General features: G+C 70.9%; 15 protein-coding genes. 7 read left to right on the top strand and 8 right to left on the bottom strand.

Features of this window, described 5'->3' with window-relative positions; all coding sequences use genetic code 11:
• Window positions 1-110 precede the first annotated feature (110 nt).
• The gene (locus ACGFZS_RS41890; protein ID WP_355721021.1) at window positions 111-485 is read left to right on the top strand and encodes a F0F1 ATP synthase subunit epsilon; all 375 of its coding nucleotides are present in this window, start codon (window positions 111-113) and stop codon (window positions 483-485) included.
• Between the two features lie 129 nt (window positions 486-614).
• A complete protein-coding gene (locus ACGFZS_RS41885; RefSeq protein WP_355721018.1) occupies window positions 615-1,061 on the top strand; it encodes a DUF2550 domain-containing protein in 447 nt (148 codons plus the stop codon).
• Between the two features lie 5 nt (window positions 1,062-1,066).
• Here ACGFZS_RS41885 and ACGFZS_RS41880 read toward each other — a convergent pair whose 3' ends face one another.
• On the bottom strand, window positions 1,067-2,887 hold the full coding sequence (locus ACGFZS_RS41880) for a glycosyl hydrolase family 18 protein (protein WP_393799573.1): 1,821 nt from the start codon (window positions 2,885-2,887) through the stop codon (window positions 1,067-1,069).
• A gap of 193 nt (window positions 2,888-3,080) precedes the next feature.
• Window positions 3,081-3,653 (bottom strand): cob(I)yrinic acid a,c-diamide adenosyltransferase, encoded by a 573-nt coding sequence (locus ACGFZS_RS41875; protein WP_393799572.1) that lies wholly within the window; start codon window positions 3,651-3,653, stop codon window positions 3,081-3,083.
• Window positions 3,654-4,222: 569 nt separating this feature from the next.
• On the opposite strand from ACGFZS_RS41875, the gene ACGFZS_RS41870 reads away from it, so the two are divergent.
• The 3 genes from ACGFZS_RS41870 to ACGFZS_RS41860 all read left to right on the top strand — a co-directional run bounded on the left by ACGFZS_RS41870 (window position 4,223) and on the right by ACGFZS_RS41860 (window position 8,371).
• Complete coding sequence (locus ACGFZS_RS41870) at window positions 4,223-5,071, top strand: 3-hydroxyacyl-CoA dehydrogenase family protein (protein ID WP_351321981.1); 849 nt, start codon at window positions 4,223-4,225, stop codon at window positions 5,069-5,071.
• Between the two features lie 186 nt (window positions 5,072-5,257).
• Window positions 5,258-5,581, top strand: a complete 324-nt coding sequence (locus tag ACGFZS_RS41865) for an STAS domain-containing protein (protein ID WP_329301685.1) — start codon at window positions 5,258-5,260, stop codon at window positions 5,579-5,581.
• 291 nt (window positions 5,582-5,872) lie between these two features.
• Complete coding sequence (locus ACGFZS_RS41860) at window positions 5,873-8,371, top strand: ATP-binding protein (protein WP_393799571.1); 2,499 nt, start codon at window positions 5,873-5,875, stop codon at window positions 8,369-8,371.
• 547 nt (window positions 8,372-8,918) lie between these two features.
• Here the strand turns inward: ACGFZS_RS41860 and nucS are convergent.
• Window positions 8,919-9,590, bottom strand: coding sequence for an endonuclease NucS (gene nucS, locus ACGFZS_RS41855; protein WP_393799570.1), 672 nt, complete (start codon window positions 9,588-9,590; stop codon window positions 8,919-8,921).
• A 289-nt stretch (window positions 9,591-9,879) separates the two neighbouring features.
• Between nucS and ACGFZS_RS41850 the strand changes: the two genes are divergently transcribed.
• Window positions 9,880-10,272: an SCO5389 family protein gene (locus ACGFZS_RS41850; protein ID WP_355721006.1), complete on the top strand. Its 393-nt coding sequence runs from the start codon at window positions 9,880-9,882 to the stop codon at window positions 10,270-10,272.
• A 103-nt stretch (window positions 10,273-10,375) separates the two neighbouring features.
• Here the strand turns inward: ACGFZS_RS41850 and ACGFZS_RS41845 are convergent, their stop codons facing one another.
• On the bottom strand, window positions 10,376-11,404 hold the full coding sequence (locus tag ACGFZS_RS41845) for an LLM class flavin-dependent oxidoreductase (protein ID WP_393799569.1): 1,029 nt from the start codon (window positions 11,402-11,404) through the stop codon (window positions 10,376-10,378).
• A 222-nt stretch (window positions 11,405-11,626) separates the two neighbouring features.
• On the opposite strand from ACGFZS_RS41845, the gene ACGFZS_RS41840 reads away from it, so the two are divergent.
• A complete protein-coding gene (locus ACGFZS_RS41840; RefSeq protein WP_393799568.1) occupies window positions 11,627-11,968 on the top strand; it encodes an ATP/GTP-binding protein in 342 nt (113 codons plus the stop codon).
• 11 nt (window positions 11,969-11,979) lie between these two features.
• On the opposite strand, the gene ACGFZS_RS41835 is transcribed toward ACGFZS_RS41840, so the two are convergent.
• The 4 genes from ACGFZS_RS41835 to ACGFZS_RS41820 form a co-directional block, all read right to left on the bottom strand.
• On the bottom strand, window positions 11,980-12,858 hold the full coding sequence (locus tag ACGFZS_RS41835) for an ABC transporter permease (protein WP_393799567.1): 879 nt from the start codon (window positions 12,856-12,858) through the stop codon (window positions 11,980-11,982).
• Window positions 12,855-14,105, bottom strand: a complete 1,251-nt coding sequence (locus ACGFZS_RS41830; RefSeq protein WP_393799566.1) for an ABC transporter ATP-binding protein — start codon at window positions 14,103-14,105, stop codon at window positions 12,855-12,857. The genes ACGFZS_RS41835 and ACGFZS_RS41830 overlap by 4 nt, the downstream gene beginning before the upstream one ends.
• A 120-nt stretch (window positions 14,106-14,225) precedes the next feature.
• Window positions 14,226-15,002 (bottom strand): ABC transporter permease, encoded by a 777-nt coding sequence (locus ACGFZS_RS41825; protein WP_393799565.1) that lies wholly within the window; start codon window positions 15,000-15,002, stop codon window positions 14,226-14,228.
• Between the two features lies 1 nt (window position 15,003).
• Window positions 15,004-15,960: an ATP-binding cassette domain-containing protein gene (locus ACGFZS_RS41820; RefSeq protein ID WP_393799564.1), complete on the bottom strand. Its 957-nt coding sequence runs from the start codon at window positions 15,958-15,960 to the stop codon at window positions 15,004-15,006.
• Between the last annotated feature and the right edge of the window lie 198 nt (window positions 15,961-16,158).

Here is a 16,158-nt window from a genome sequence, read left to right as displayed (position 1 = left end):
TTGTGTTCTTCGTGTGAGGGGGCGGGCGCGTCCCGCCCCCTCTCCCACGCCCCTTAGAATTGACCCCAACACCCGGCACCCCTGCCGGGTGGTGACCCGAGGAGCCACCCTTGGCTGCTGAGCTGCACGTCGAGCTCGTCGCCGCGGACCGCCAGGTCTGGTCCGGCGAGGCCACCCTGGTCGTCGCGCGCACCACGTCCGGCGACATCGGCGTCATGCCCGGTCACCAGCCGCTGCTCGGTGTGCTGGAGTCGGGCCCGGTGACCATCCGTACGAGTGAAGGTGGGACGGTCGTCGCCGCGGTGCACGGCGGTTTCGTCTCGTTCGCGGACAACAAGCTGTCGCTGCTGGCGGAGATCGCCGAGCTCTCGGACGAGATCGATGTCCAGCGCGTGGAGCGGGAGCTGGAGCGCGCGAAGGCGGAGGGCGACGCCACCGCCGAGCGGCGCGCCGACGTCCGCCTGCGGGCGGCGACCGCTCGCTGACACACTGCGCGTATGCGTTGACGTAACTCAGCCGCGGCTGGGACCGGAGCCATCCGGACCCAGCCGCGGCTGAGGTAGATCTGGGTCTTTTTACGTTCCATTACCTAGGAGACGGGGAGGTCGGTGCCGATGGTCCTCGCTCTGACTGTGGCCGGAATCGTGGTCGCGCTGGTGGTACTGGGACTTTTCCTCTTCGGCCTGCGCCGCAGACTGATCCAGCGCTCCGGCGGCACCTTCGACTGTTCCCTGCGCTGGGACGTCCCCGAGAAACCGGACGCCAGCGGAAAGGGCTGGAGCTACGGCGTGGCCCGCTACAACGGCGACAGCGTCGAGTGGTACCGCGTCTTCTCCTACGCCTACCGCCCCCGCCGGGTCCTGGAGCGGGCCCAGATCGAGGTGGCCGGCCGCCGCCTCCCCGAGGGCGAGGAGGAACTGGCGCTGCTCTCGGACGCCGTGATCCTCGCCTGTACCCATCGGGGCACCCGCCTCGAACTCGCGATGAGCGAAGACGCGCTGACCGGATTCCTCGCGTGGCTGGAAGCAGCCCCGCCCGGTCAGCGCGTCAACGTCGCCTGACGGCCTTACAGGTTGTTGCTGATGGCGCTCACCAGCTCGCCGTTGCTGGTGTCGCCGCTGAACTCCCAGAAGAACGCGCCGCCGAGGCCCTGGTTCTTGGCCCAGCTCATCTTCCCGGCGATGGTCGACGGGGTGTCGTACGACCACCAGTTGCTGCCGCAGTGCGCGTACGCGGTCCCCGCGACGGTGCCGGTGGCCGGGCAGGACGTCTTGAGCACCTTGTAGTCCTCGATGCCCTGCTCGTACGTGCCCGCCGCCGGACCGGTGGCGGTCCCGCCGGGCGCGTCCTGCGTCACACCCGTCCAGCCGCGCCCGTAGAACCCGATCCCGATCAGCAGCTTGCTCGCCGGCACGCCCTGCGCCTTGAACTTGGCCATCGCGTCGGCCGTGTCGAAGCCGGCGGTCGGGATGCCGGTGTACGAGGTGAGCGGGGAGTGCGGGGCCGTCGGTCCGGTGGTGGCCCAGGCGCCGAAGAAGTCGTACGACATCACGTTGTACCAGTCGACGTACTGGGAGGCGCCCGCGTAGTCGGTGGCGTCGATCTTGCCGCCGGTGGAGCCGTCGGCCGTGGTGGCCGCGGTGACCAGGTTGTTCGAGCCGAACTTGGCGCGCAGCGCGGACATCAGGTTCTTGAAGGCCGCCGAGCCGCTGGTGTCGCAGCTCAGCCCGCAGGCGTTCGGGTACTCCCAGTCGATGTCGATGCCGTCGAAGACATCGGCCCAGCGCGGGTCCTCGACCAGGTTGTAGCAGGAGTCCGCGAAGGCGGTCGGGTTGGCCGCCGCCTGCGCGAAGCCGCCGGACCAGGTCCAGCCGCCGAAAGACCACAGGATCTTGATGTTCGGGTACTTGGCCTTCAGCTCGCGCAGCTGGTTGAAGTTGCCGGCCAGCGGCTGGTCCCAGGTGTCGGCGACACCGCTGACCGACTGGTCGGCGGTGAACGTCTTCTGGTAGTCGGCGTAGGCGTCACCGATCGCGCACTGGCCGTTCGTCACGTTGCCGAAGGCGTAGTTGATGTGCGTGATCTTCGCCGCCGAGCCGGACGTCACCAGGTTCTTGACCTGGTAGTTGCGGCCGTAGATGCCCCACTCGGTGAAGTAGCCGAGCTTGACCTTGGAGCCGGTGGTCGGGGGAGTGGTTCCGCCGGTGGTGTGCACGGCGACCGCGCCGCTGACCGGCCCGGTCTGGTTCGCGGTGTCGCGGGCCTGGACCGTGTACGAGTAGTCGGTGCCGGCCGTGAGCCCGGTGTCGGTGTACGACGTGGTGGTCACGGTGGAGACGACCTTGCCGTCGCGCAGCACGTCGTAGTTCTTGACGCCGTTGTCGTCGGTGGCCGCGGACCAGGCGAGGTTGACCGAGGTGTCCGTGACGGACGACGCGGTCGGGGTGCCGGGCGCGGACGGTGCCGCGTCACCGGGGACGGTGGTGCCGCCGTCGCAACTGGCGCCGTTGACCAGACAGTTGCTGGGCGAACCCGAGCCGGCGCCGTTGAAGCCGAAGGAGACGGAACCGCCGGGGGCGATGGTGCCGTTGTAGGACTTGTTCTTGGCGGTCCAGTGGGTGCCGGAGGAGGTGACGTCCGCGTCCCACGCGGAGGTGACCGAGGTTCCGGAGGGGAAGTCCCACTCGACGGTCCAGGAACTGATGGACGTGGTGCCGGTGTTCTTGACGGTCCAGCCGCCGCCGAAGCCGGTACCCCAGTCCGAGGACTTGGTGTACGTGGCCGTGGCGGACGTCGCGGCCTGGGCCGGGCTCGCGAGGCCGACCAGGCCGGCCAGGGGGAGCAACAGGGTCGCGAACCCCGCCGCGGCTCTGTGTCTGAAGCGCATGCTGCGCCTCCCTCTCGATCGGGGATGACGTGGGCATGACTGAGCCTTCATGCCCATGGTGCCGAGAGGATAGAAAGGTCTGGACCACCGGTCAATAGGTCTGGACCACTTCTGTATACGACGATCGGGTCCCCAACTCCCGTGCCGACACTGCCGCTTGCGCCCGGCAACCGGCTGACGTGGGTCTTCCGGGTCAGCGCTCCCCGCCCGGGACCCAGAGCACGTCCCCGGCCTCCTTGTTGGCTGTGCGGGCCAGGATGAACAGGAGGTCCGACAGCCGGTTGAGGTAGGTCGCGGTCAGCGGGTTCATCACCTCGCCGTGCACCTCGAGGGCGGCCCATGTCGACCGCTCGGCCCGGCGGACGACCGTGCAGGCCTGATGGAGCAGGGCCGCGCCCGGGGTGCCGCCGGGGAGGATGAAGGAACGGAGCTTCTCCAGGCGCTCGTTGAAGCGGTCGCAGTCCGCCTCCAGCTTGTCGACGTAGAACTGCTCGACCCGCAGCGGCGGGAACTCCGGGTTCTCCACCACGGGCGTGGACAGGTCCGCGCCGACGTCGAAGAGGTCGTTCTGCACCCGGGTGAGCACCGCGACGACCTCGGCCTCCAGCCCGCCCAGCGCGATCGCCGTCCCGATCACCGCGTTCGCCTCGTTGGCGTCCGCGTACGCCGAGATCCGCAGATCCGTCTTGGCGACCCGGCTCATGTCCCCGAGGGCGGTGCTGCCCTGGTCGCCGGTCCTGGTGTAGATGCGCGTCAGATTGACCATGCGACCAGCGTAGTTACCCGCCCGCCGTACGGAAGACGCGTGTGCCCACTGTCACGGCCGGTGTCACGAGGGTGACGGCGACCGGCACGCCGCAGAGCATGCGCGTACTCGTGTACGACCCCGCGCAGGGTGATGGTCCTGCCGGCCCCGGGACGACTGCTGTCATGGGGCCGGAAAGGCAGAGGGACTCAGGGGGCGGAAGAAGCGGCAGACCCGGCAGTACATCTCGGACGTCGCCACCGGGCCGGTCGACCGGCCGGCCGGCTGGGTGTGCAACTCGGTCATGACGGTCATCAGGCGTGAAATGGTCAAGCCGTGTGATTCGTGCGAAGTGTCACGAGAGGTACTGATGCTTCTCGGCGACATCGAGGACCTGTTGAGCGGGAAGGTCCTCAACTACGCCGTGCGTGGCGCGTAATGAGCGGTGCCGCCGGTCTCCTCTGACGGGACGTGACGGTTGTCTCACCCCCTGAGACCGTGACACGCATTACTTACCGGGTTGCCCGGCCCCCGACGAGCGCTAGGGTCCGCCCAAGAGCCATACCTAAACAGCGTGTAAGGGGAGCGGAGTGGCACGGAAGCTTGCCGTCATCGGTGCCGGCCTGATGGGTTCCGGCATCGCCCAGGTCGCCGCACAGGCCGGCTGGGACGTGGTCCTGCGTGACGTCACCGACGAGGCGCTGGACCGTGCCGTAGGCGGTATCCAGGCCTCGTACGACAAGTTCGTGAGCAAGGGGAAGCTCGAGGCGCACGACGCCGACGCGGCCCTGGCCCGCATCACCACGACCACCGACCTGGACGCCGTCGCCGACGCGGACATCGTGGTCGAGGCGGTCTTCGAGAAGCTGGAGGTCAAGCACGAGATCTTCCGCGCGCTCGACAAGATCGTGCGCCCGGACGCCGTGCTCGCCTCCAACACCTCCGCCATCCCGATCACCAAGATCGCGGCGGCCACCGAGCACCCCGAACGGGTCGTCGGTGTCCACTTCTTCTCGCCGGTGCCGATGATGCAGCTCGTCGAGCTGGTCCGCGGCTACAAGACGAGCGACGAAACCCTCGCCACCGCGCGGGAGTTCGCCGAGTCGACCGGCAAGACCTGCATCGTGGTCAACCGGGACGTCGCCGGCTTCGTGACGACCCGGCTGATCTCGGCGCTCGTCGTCGAGGCCACCAAGCTGTACGAGTCGGGCGTTGCCACCGCCGAGGACATCGACCTGGCCTGCAAGCTGGGCTTCGGGCACGCCATGGGCCCGCTGGCCACGGCCGACCTCACCGGCGTCGACATCCTGCTGCACGCCACCGGCAACATCTACACCGAGTCGCAGGACGAGAAGTTCGCCCCGCCGGAGCTGATGCGCCGGATGGTTGACGCCGGTGACATCGGACGCAAGAGCGGGCAGGGCTTCTACACGTACTGAAACATCAGTGCGTACAGCCCCTGACCGCCACTGAAAGCGCACAAGCCCTGGGGGTTTCACCCCAGGGGGTGAATTCGGTATCGGTTCGCTTACAAATGGCAACCTCTGACCGCCGAACGCAGTCAGAGGTTGCATCACCGGACATCACATTTCACGGAGTAGGACACGCACTCTCGGGGAGCGCATATGTACATCAGGGGCGACCACGCCGAGCTGGTCGTCGGGGGCCGCCTCGACGTACGCAGCGCGGCGGACGCCCGTACGGTCCTGCACACGGCCGTCGACGACGGAGCCGGCGATCTGGTGCTGGACCTGTCCGAGCTGGACTCCTGGGACGCCACCGGACTCGGGGTGATCATGGGGGCCCACCGGCGGGCCGGCCGCTGCGGCCGCCGCCTGGTGCTGCGCGGTGTGCCACCGCAGATGCAGCGCCTGCTGGTGGCCACCCGGCTGCACCGGATCCTGGCGATCGAGGGGGGCATCGGGGTGGAGTCACTGCCCCGGGTGTGACACCGGGACGGGCCGTGCGGTGGTGATCCGGTGTGCACCGGGCGACGGGGGTGACCCGGACGGACCGCGCACAAGCGCATGTCAGACGCAATCCTCACGAGACTGTGATGTCCCGGACGGCGCGGTACCCCGGGCTGTCGTAGATACTGTGCCAAGGTTTAAGGTTCGGTCGCCCGCCGCCCTTGCCACCCTTCGAGCGCGGGCCCGGACCAGAAGCGACAGCGCGGTGTGCAACAGGCCGGGAGGGGCCGGAATTCACGGCACACGACGCTTTTGGGGGGCTAGGAACCTATGGACCCGATGAACCCGGGACCCGAGGGGTACGGCCAGGACGGTGACGGCAGCACGCCGCGCCAGCGCCCGCCCAGGGAATCCCTCACCAACGACTTCGGCCAGAGCACGCCGGCCACGGCCCGCACGGCCCGCACGGCCCGGCTGGTCTCCGGCGACTTCCTGCTGACCGTCAACCCGGTCGACGGGAGCGAGATAGAACCCTGCCCCCCGGCCGAGCGCCCGGCCAGACCGGAGAAGCGCAGCGCCGACGAGCGCGCCGAGTACGAGCGCGCCGCCCGGCCGCCGGTACCGCCCGGCCCCGCCCAGCCCGAACTGCACCTCCTGGAGCGCCAGGACGACCGCGAGCGTCTCGTACGGCTCCTCGCCCGCGGCCGCTCCGTCCGGCTCACCGGCCCCGCCGGTTCCGGCCGCACCGCGCTGCTCGACCTGGTCGCCGACGACTGCTCCGACCTCGCCCCCGACGGCGTGGTCCGCCTCAGCGGCTTCCACCGCACCTCGGACGACCTGCTCCACGACCTCTTCCACGCCGTCTACAAGGCGCCCGGGCACCGCCCCGACCACGACGAACTCCTCGGCCTCGTCCGGGACATCGGCGCTGTCGTCGTCCTCGACGACATCGAGTTCGGCGGCGCCGGACTCGACGAGCTGATCGACGCCACCCCCGAGTGCGCGTTCCTGATCGGCGCCACCCCGGAGGTACCGGCGCCGTCCGCCGACTCCGCCGTCGAGGAGGTCTTCCTCAGCGGCCTGGAGCGGGCCGGGGGCGTGGACATCCTGGAGCGCGCGGTCGGCCGGGTGCTCACCGAGGAGGAGGCCAACTGGGCCGGCGACCTCTGGTTCGAGTCCGAGGGGCTGCCGCTGCGGTTCGTCCAGGCCGGGTCGCTGCTGCGGCAGCGGGACCAGCTGCGGGCCAGCACCGGCGCCGTCGACGAGCTGGGGGTCTTCCAGGACGCCATCCCGGTCGACGCGCCCTTCGACGCCGAGTCCACCGACGAGGTCCCGCTCCCGTCCCTCGGCGAGGCCGCGGCGCCCGCCCCGCTGCTCGCCGCCCGGCTGAGCACCTCGGCCCGGGCCACCCTGCGCTTCGCCGTCGCCCTCGGTGGCGAGGTGCCGCACCAGGCCCACCTCCCCGCGCTCGTCGGCGACACCCACGCGGACGCCGCCCTCGGCGAACTGGCGGCCTGCGGACTGGTCTCCCCGGTGGGTTCCCGCTACCGGCTCGCCGCGGGCGTCCTGCAGCAGCTGGAGGCCGCGGGGTACGGCGACGACACCCCGGTCCGGGCGCTCACCGCCGCCCAGCACTACGCCTGGTGGTCCGGGCACCCGTCGGTCACCCCCGAGCGGGTCTGCGCGGAGGCCGACGCGATCCTCGCCGCCCTCACGGTCCTGGTCCCCGACACCGTGCCGCCGGGCGAGGACGAGGAGTCCACGCCGGTACGACTGGCCCGTACGGCCGCGCCCGCGTTCGCGGCGGGGCTGCACTGGAGCGCCTGGGAGCGGGCGCTGCGGGCCGGCGCCGAGGCCTCCCGGCTCGCCGGGGAGGTGGGCGAACAGGCCTACTTCCACCACGAGCTGGGCATCCTCGCGCTCTGCGGGGACCAGCTGGACCGGGCCCGGGCGGAACTGGAGGCCTCGATCGGCCTGCGCGGCGCCCTCTCCGACAAGCGGGGCACGACGGCCGGCCGGCGCGCGCTGGCCCTGGTCGCCGACCGCTCCGGCGAGGTGCTGCCGCTCCTCGCCGCGATGGCGGGCGACGAGATCCCCGACGCCCGCCACGAGGAGTCCATATCCCCGGCGGGCGGCGTCACGACGCCCTTCCCGGCCGTCCACTCCCCGGTGTCGGAGACCCTGATCACCCACCGGGTCCCGGCGCAGCCGGCGCCGGCCCAGGGCAACGGCCTGGTACGGATGGCCCGCCGCAACCTGGTGGCGGTCGGCGCGGGCGTGCTCCTCACCGCGGTCCTCGGCACGGTGGTGGGGCTCGGCATGACCTCCCACGACAACGCCGACAACCCGGCCAACAACGTCAGCGTCAACCCGTCGGCGAGCGAGGGCACGGGCGACGGCAGCCTCGGCGCCGACCCGAAGCAGAGCTCCGGCACCGGCGACTCCGGCACCACCTCGGCCACGCCGACGGACCCGGGCCCCGACGGCACCCTCGGCACCTCGGACGACCCGACCCCACCCACGGACACGGAGACTCCGTCGGACACGCCGTCGGGCACGAAGGGCACGTCCGGCGGGGGAACCCCGAGCACGTCCAGCAAGCCGACGACGAGCAAACCGACGTCTTCGTCGTCGCACTCGCCGTCCGCGAGCCCGTCGAAGTCCGAGTCGCCGTCGGCGTCCCCGTCGGACTCGCCCTCTGCGTCGCCGTCCGACACCCCGTCCACGAGCGACAGCGCAAGCGGCCCGGTGTCCGACTCCCCGTCGGTCACCACGTCGAGCGCATCGGAAGGCACCAGTCCGGGCACATCCACCGACACGGTCATCTGAGCCACGACCGAGGGCCGGTCTCCCACACGGAGACCGGCCCTCAGCCGTACCCGGCACTCACCACCGGCCTGAGCGCTGTCCGGCACCGCCGCTCCGCGCCGTCGCGGCGGATTGAAAGGCGGCCGCATCTTCGGCGGCAGCGTCATCGAACGGGGCTGCCCCGGCGGCGGCAGCCCTGGGGAACGGGGGCTGTCCCGGCGGCGGGAGCCCTATGGGACGGGGGCCGCCCGATGCCGGTCGCCGCATCGATCGGTGGCCGTCCCGGCGGCGGGAGCCTTGTGGAGCGGGGGCTGTGCGACGTCGGCTGCCGCCTCGGACGGTGGCCGGCCACCCCGGCTGGCGGCAGCCCCACTGAACAGGGCCGTGTCGAGGCGTCAGCATCGTGGAACGGGGGCTGCCCCGGCGGCGGTTGCCGCGTCGAACGGGGGCCGCCCCCGGCGGCGGGGGTTCCATTGAATGGGGGCCGCCCCTGGCGGCGGGAGTTCCGTTGAACGGGGTCATGCCGAGGCGGCGGCCGCATTGAGAGGGGGCCCGGCGGCGGTTTCTCTCAGAACAGGCGGAGCTTGTCGTCCTCGATGCCGCGGAGGGCGTTGTAGTCGAGGATGGTGCAGCCGATGCCGCGGTCGGTGGCGAGGACCTTGGCCTGGGGCTTGATCTCCTGGGCGGCGAAGATGCCGCGGACGGGGGCGAGATGGGGGTCGCGGTTGAGGAGTTCGAGGTAGCGGGTGAGCTGTTCGACGCCGTCGATCTCACCCCGGCGCTTGATCTCGATCGCGACGGTCTGGCCCTCGGCGTCGCGGCAGAGGATGTCCACCGGGCCGATCGCCGTCATGTACTCGCGGCGGATCAGGGTGTAGCCGTCGCCGAGGGTCTCGATACGGTCGGCCAGCAGCTCCTGCAGGTGCGCTTCCACGCCGTCCTTGATGAGCCCCGGGTCGACGCCCAGCTCGTGCGAGGAGTCGTGCAGGACCTCCTCCATCGTGATGATGAGCTTCTCGCCCGCCTTGTTGACGACGGTCCAGACGCCCTCCTCGTCACCGGCCCCCTCCTTGAGCGTGCACGGCGGCGACATCCAGTTGAGGGGCTTGTAGGCCCGGTCGTCCGCGTGGATCGAGACGCTGCCGTCCGCCTTGACCAGGATCAGACGGGGGGCCGAGGGAAGGTGGGCGGTGAGCCGGCCGGCGTAGTCGACGGAGCACCGGGCGATGACGAGACGCATGGTCGGCAACGCTACTCGACGCCCCACCCCTCACGCGATTCGCCCACCAAAGCCGACCCGGCCCCCGGGCGGCCGCTGCTGCTGGGTCGTCTGAACACCCCTGTTCAAACCTGGCCGATTGTGTGCCTAAAGGGACCGTCGCATATACGCAATCTCCTGGTGGCGTCACCGTCCGTTGCCTACCGTAGTAAACGGGAGGTCGCGATGTGTGTACTCAGCGTGTTCGGTATCGCGAACTCCCTTACCTGTCCGGCAACCCCCGCTGTCCGGGGGTGCGAGAGGAGAACCCATGTCGCTCGACGTCTCACCGGCCCTACTCGAACAGGCCGAGCGAGGCGAGGTCGACGAAGCAGAATTCGTCGACTGCGTCCGGACCTCCCTGCCCTACGCGTGGGAGATGATCAGCTCCCTGGTGGCCCAGCTGAAGGTGGACGGCGGAGCCTTCGCCGACAACCAGACGCCCCCGCCGGACGAGCAGGCACGCGGTCAGCTGCTGCGTGCGCTCGCGAGTGACGCCATACGCGGCGCCCTGCAGCGGCACTTCGGTGTGCGGCTGGCCTTCCAGAACTGCCACCGGGTTGCGGTGTTCCCGCTGGACGCCTCGGTCGACGAGACGCTGGCCCGCTTCACCTCGGTGCGCAGTCAGTTGCTGAACCAGTCCCCGGAGCTCCGGGACTGCTGACGCGGAGCTCCGGTACTGCTGACGCAGTGAGCCGCTTGCTTGCCGCTCCACACGCGGGAGGTGCATCAGTCACTGGGGCGGCAAGCTCTCCGCGGCACCGCGGTCACCGGAGGTGCGGCAGTACCTCGGCACCCAGCCGTCGTACGTTCTCCTCGGTGGCCGCGAGGTCTCCCGAGCCTTCGGTCAGCAGGGCGAAGCGGGAGATCCCGGTGCGCTCCGAGGTCGCGGCGAGCCGGTCGGCGCAGAGCCGCGGGGTGCCCACCGGGTGCAGCCCGCAGAGCAGTTCGGTGTACGCGAGCGGGTCCCGCATCGAACGGAACCGGCCGTCCACGGTCACATGGGCCTCCAGGCCCTGCTTCAGCCAGCCCGGCATCGCCTTGGTGAGCGTCTCCACCGCCTCCGTGCGCCGGTCGGCGATCTGGCAGACGCCGGCCGAGACATGGGCCGCGCCGGAGACCTCCTCGCCCGGCCGCCCGGCCGCCCGCGCGTACTGCCGCCACAGGGCGACCATCTCGGCCTTCTCCTCGTCCCCGACGTGCATCCCGAGCAGCATCGGCAGCCCCTGCTCGGCGGCCAGCCGGATGCTCGCCTGCGAGGTGCAGGCGACCACGACCTCCGGCCCCGGCACCTCCGTCAGCGCCTCCGAGGGGCGCGGTACGACCGGGACCTCACGGAACGAGAAGCGCGGGCCCGAGGCCGACACGGCCGGCTCGCGCAGCCAGCGCATCAGCAGATCGAGTGATTCAGGGAAGCCGCGTTCGTAGGCCTCCAGTCCGGATCCGAACACCTCCAGATCCACCCAGGGCCCGCCCCGGCCCACGCCCAGGGTGAAGCGGCCGCCGCTCGTCACATGCAGCAGCGCGGCCTGTTCGCCGAGTGCCACCGGGTGGACCGTGGGCAGTACGCTGACCGCCGTACCGACCCGGAGGCGCTGGGTGCGGCCCAGCAGTAAAGCCGCCAGCGTGACCGCCGACGGGCAGGTGCCGTACGGCACGAAGTGGTGCTCGGCCAGCCAGACCGCGTCCAGCCCGGCCTCCTCGGCCACCTCCGCCGTGCGCACCGCCCGGTGCAGGGCCTCCCCCTGGCCCTGGCCCGGGAACTGGGCCGCCAGCACAAAACTTCCTACGTGCATCGCATTTCCTGCTTTCCTGGCTCCGACCCGGAGCTCCCCCTCCCGGCATAACCGTCTGACACGTGCCGAGGACACGGCCTGGCGAAGAGATTTGCGGATTGTCTGGAGAATGGGTCGCCCTGGAGGGGGACTTGTGGGGGTTGGTGCCCTACGCGTACCCCCGTGCGCGCGTCGTAGGCTGGACGCAGCCCTTGCTTCCTGTATAGCCCCGAGAGGTGTTCCGTGTCCCCGCGTCGCAACCGACCCCAGGGCCCGAATGGAGCCCCCTCCTCCGGCCGGAGCTCCGAGGACGACCGCGCGGACCGGTACGGCGGCTGGCAGTCCACGGAGGACTGGCAGGGCGAGGAGTGGAACGTACGGCATGTGGCGGGCGCCAGCGCGGTCGGCAAGACGTACCGCTGCCCGGGCTGCGACCAGGTGATCCCCTCCGGCGTCCCGCACGTGGTGGCCTGGCCCGAGCACTCGGGCGTGGACGAGCGCCGGCACTGGCACAAGGCCTGCTGGAACGCGAAGGACCGCCGCACCACGCGGGTGCAGCGGTCCCGTAACGCGCCGAAGTTCTGAGGGCCGTACGGCTACACGTCCCGCTTCTCCAGCAGCGCGCAGGCGCCCGCGAACACGACGGCCGTCACGCCCAGGATGATCCACAGCGGGTCCCAGCCCGAAGGGCCCTCCTGGCTGAGCGAGTTGGAGTAGAAGATGCTCATCTGGTTCGGGATCGAGTACTGGAACAGCGCCGCGCGCACCTTCTCCAGCGACGACGAGAACATGAACAGCGCGATCACCAGCGGGGCGAGCACCGCGCCGATCATGATGGTGATGGCGCCCGCCGAGTGCCGGATGACCGAGCCGATGAGCAGGGCGAGCAGCCCGAGCAGCGCGATGTAGAGGCTGACGCCGACGGTTGCCTTCAGCCATTCCCCGCCGGTCGGCGTCCGGGCGCTGTCGCCCAGGATCGACACCTGCGTCATGGCCACGAACGAGCTGGCCGCGAGGGTGATCACGAAGGCGACCGCGAAGAAGACGATCGACTTCGCGGCGAGCACTCGCAGCCGGGACGGGCAGGCCACCGTCGTCGTGCGGATCATGCCGGTGCCGTACTCGGAAGCCGTGGTCAGCACGCCCAGCGTGATGACGCAGATGGAGCCGAGCAGCAGTCCGAAGAAGCCCAGGGACAGGGCGTTCTCCCCGCCGAGGTCCTCGGCGGAGGAGCCGCTGACCACCGCGGCGGCGAGCAGGCCGATGCCGACGACGAGCAGGACGAACACACCGAGCGTCCACATCGTCGAGCGCACCGACCGGATCTTCGTCCACTCGGAGGAGATCGCGTGCCCGAGGTGGGTGCGCACCACCGGGATCGGCGAGGTGTAGCCGGAGTACGGACCGCCGGGCGCCGCCTGCCAGTCGGGCGCGGCCGGGGTCGCCTGCGGCATCGGGGGCTGGTGGGTGCTCATCGGGCGTCCTCGGGCTTGGTCAGGTCGGCGGGGGCGGAGGCGGGCGCGGGCGCGGCGGGGGCCGTGGCGGGCGCCGAGGCCGGCTGTGACGATTCGGCGGCGGGCGCCGGGGCAGGCGCGGGCGCCGGGGCCGCGTAGGGGTTGTACGGCCCCTGTGGAGCGCCGTACGGCCCCGCGGGCGCCCCCTGTGCCCCGTACGGGTTCGCGAACGGGGCGCCGCCCTGCTGGGGCGGCGGCGGGGCGTACCAGCCCGGCTGGCCCTGCCCGGGCACCGGCATGGGCGGCTGGGCGCCCGGCGGCAGCGGCTGCTGGAGACCGGCCTTCTGGTCGATGCTGGACCGGTAGTCGACGGCGCCCTGCGTCATCCGCATGTACGCCTCCTCCAGCGAGGCCTGGTGCGGGGAGAGCTCCCACAGCCGTACGTCCGCCTCGTGCGCGAGGTCGGAGATGCGGGGCAGCGGCAGGCCGGTCACCCGCAGCGCGCCGTCCTGCTCGGGCAGCACATGGCCGCCGGCCTCGGTCAGCGCCGAGCTGAGCTTCTCGCGCTGCTGGGGCTCGGTGTCCGGGGTGCGCACCCGCGCGAAGTCGGCCGAGTTGGCCGAGATGAAGTCCGTCACACTCATGTCGGCCAGCAGCTGGCCGCGCCCGATGACGATCAGGTGGTCGGCGGTCAGCGCCATCTCGCTCATCAGATGCGAGGAGACGAAGACCGTACGGCCCTCGGCGGCCAGCGACCTCATCAGGTTGCGCACCCAGAGGATGCCCTCGGGGTCGAGGCCGTTGACCGGCTCGTCGAAGAGCAGCACCTGGGGGTCGCCGAGCAGCGCGGCGGCGATGCCGAGCCGCTGGCCCATACCGAGCGAGAAGCCCTTGGAGCGCTTGCCCGCCACGTCCTGCAGACCGACGACCCCGAGCACCTCGTCGACCCGGCGGGCCGGGATGGCGGACAGCTGGGCCAGGGAGAGCAGGTGGTTGCGGGCGGAGCGGCCGCCGTGCACCGCCTTGGCGTCGAGCAGCGCGCCGACCTGGCGGGCGGCGTTGGGCAGCCTGCGGTACGGGTAGCCGCCGATGGTGACGGAACCGGCGGTCGGGTTGTCCAGACCCAGGATCATCCGCATGGTCGTCGACTTGCCCGAGCCGTTGGGCCCGAGGAAGCCGGTGACGGCTCCCGGCCGTACCTGGAAGGAAAGGTTGTAGACGGCGGTCTTGTCGCCGTAGCGCTTGGTCAGGCCGACAGCCTCGATCATGCTCCGCACCCATCGAAAGGATCAGGACAGCAGGGCAGACGCCCCCGTAAGGGTTAGGAGGATATCCGGGCGCTGACGGTTCCCACCAAGAGCTGGCAAAGCCGGGCGGTACCGATCAGGTCACTGGGCGTCCCGCTTCTTCAGCAGGACATAGCCCCCGGCCAGCGCGGCGACCACCCACAGCCCCATGATCCCGAGGCCGCCCCAGGGCCCGTACGGGACGTCGTCCCCGGCCCTCGGCACCACCTGCATGATGTGGCTGCCCGCCTGGTCCGGCAGGAACCGGCCGATCTTCTTGGTCGCGTCGACGTTGCCGAGGATGTTGGAGATCAGGAAGAAGAACGGCATCAGGATGCCCAGCGACAGCATCGGCGAGCGCAGCATCGCGGCCACGCCCATGGAGAACGCCGCGATCAGCGTCATGTAGAGCCCGCCGCCGATGACCGCGCGCAGCACCCCCGGGTCGCCGAGGTGGGCCCGGTGCGGGCCGAGCATCGCCTGCCCGAGGAAGAAGGCCGCGAAGCTGGTGACCATGCCGGCCGCCAGGGCCAGCACCGCCGCCACCCCGATCTTGCTGAACAGGAAGGTGGCCCGCTGCGGCACGGCGGCCAGCGAGGTCCTGATCATCCCGGTGCTGTACTCGTTCGAGACGACCAGCACCCCGAACACGATCATCGCCAGCTGGCCGAGGGTCATCCCGGCGAAGCTGATGTTCGTCGGGTCGAAGGAGAGCCGTTCGCGCACGGGCATGTTGCCGAACTGGTGGTTCGCCAGCGCGGAGAGCAGCATCCCGAGGGCCACGGAGACGACCACGGCCAGGGACAGCGTCCACACCGTGGAGGCGACGGACCGGATCTTGGTCCACTCGGACCGCACGGCCTGGGTGACGACCGCCATGTCAGGCCCCCTTGTCCCAGCCGGTGCCCCAGGCCTGCGGCACCGGGGGCGAGTCGGTGTGCGCGTGGTACTCCACGGACTCCGCCGTCAACTGCATGAACGCCTCCTCCAGCGAGGCCTGCTGGATGCTCAGCTCGTGCAGCACGATCCCGTTCTGCGCGGCCAGCTCCCCGATCGGTTCGGCCTTCCCGCCCTCCACCTCCAGCGCCCCGCTCCCCGTCTCCACGACGGTGATCCCGGCCCCGTGCAGCACGTCGAGCAGCCGCTCGCGCTGGGGGGAGCGGACCCGGACGTACGACCGTGAGTTGGCCCGGATGAAATCGGCCATGGAGGTGTCGGCGAGCAGCCGTCCCTGCCCGATGACCACGAGGTGCTCGGCGGTCAGCGCCATCTCGCTCATGAGGTGACTCGACACGAACACCGTCCGGCCCTGCGCGGCCAGCGACTTCATCAGGGTCCGGATCCAGTGGATCCCTTCCGGGTCGAGCCCGTTCACCGGCTCGTCGAACATCAGGATCCGGGGGTCGCCCAGCAGCGCCCCGGCGATCCCCAGCCGCTGCCCCATCCCCAGCGAGAACCCCTTGGCCTTCTTCCGCGCCACGGCCGTCAGCCCGACGGTGTCGAGCACCTCGGCCACCCGGCTCTTCTCGATCCCGTTGCTCTGCGCCAGGCACAGCAGATGGTTGAAGGCACTGCGCCCGCCGTGCACGGCCTTGGCGTCCAGCAGCGCGCCGATGTACGTCAACGGGTCCTTGAGCTGCTCGTACCGCTTGCCGTCGATCCGCACGTCGCCGGCCGTCGGGTGGTCGAGCCCGAGGATCATCCGCATGGTGGTGGACTTCCCCGCACCGTTGGGCCCGAGGAACCCGGTCACGATGCCGGGCCGGACGGCGAACGTGAGATGGTCGACCGCCGTCTTGTCGCCGTACCGCTTCGTCAGTCCCTCCAGCTCGATCATGCGGCCACGCTAAGACGGGGGTGCAGGGGGTGCCACCTGAGGCTGTCGCCCGGGTGCGGGTCGTGTGTGGTTGCTCGCGCAGTTCCCCGCGCCCCGGGGGGGGGGGGGGGGGCGGCGCGCCCCCCCCCCCCGGGGGGGGGGGCCGCCGACGGAGGGGCGCACCCCCACCCACAATGGTGGGGGCGCCGCCACCGGGGT

This window comes from Streptomyces sp. NPDC048288, from assembly GCF_043201555.1.
In the GTDB taxonomy this organism is placed as follows: domain Bacteria; phylum Actinomycetota; class Actinomycetes; order Streptomycetales; family Streptomycetaceae; genus Streptomyces.
This window is presented reverse-complemented; position numbering and strand designations above follow the sequence as displayed.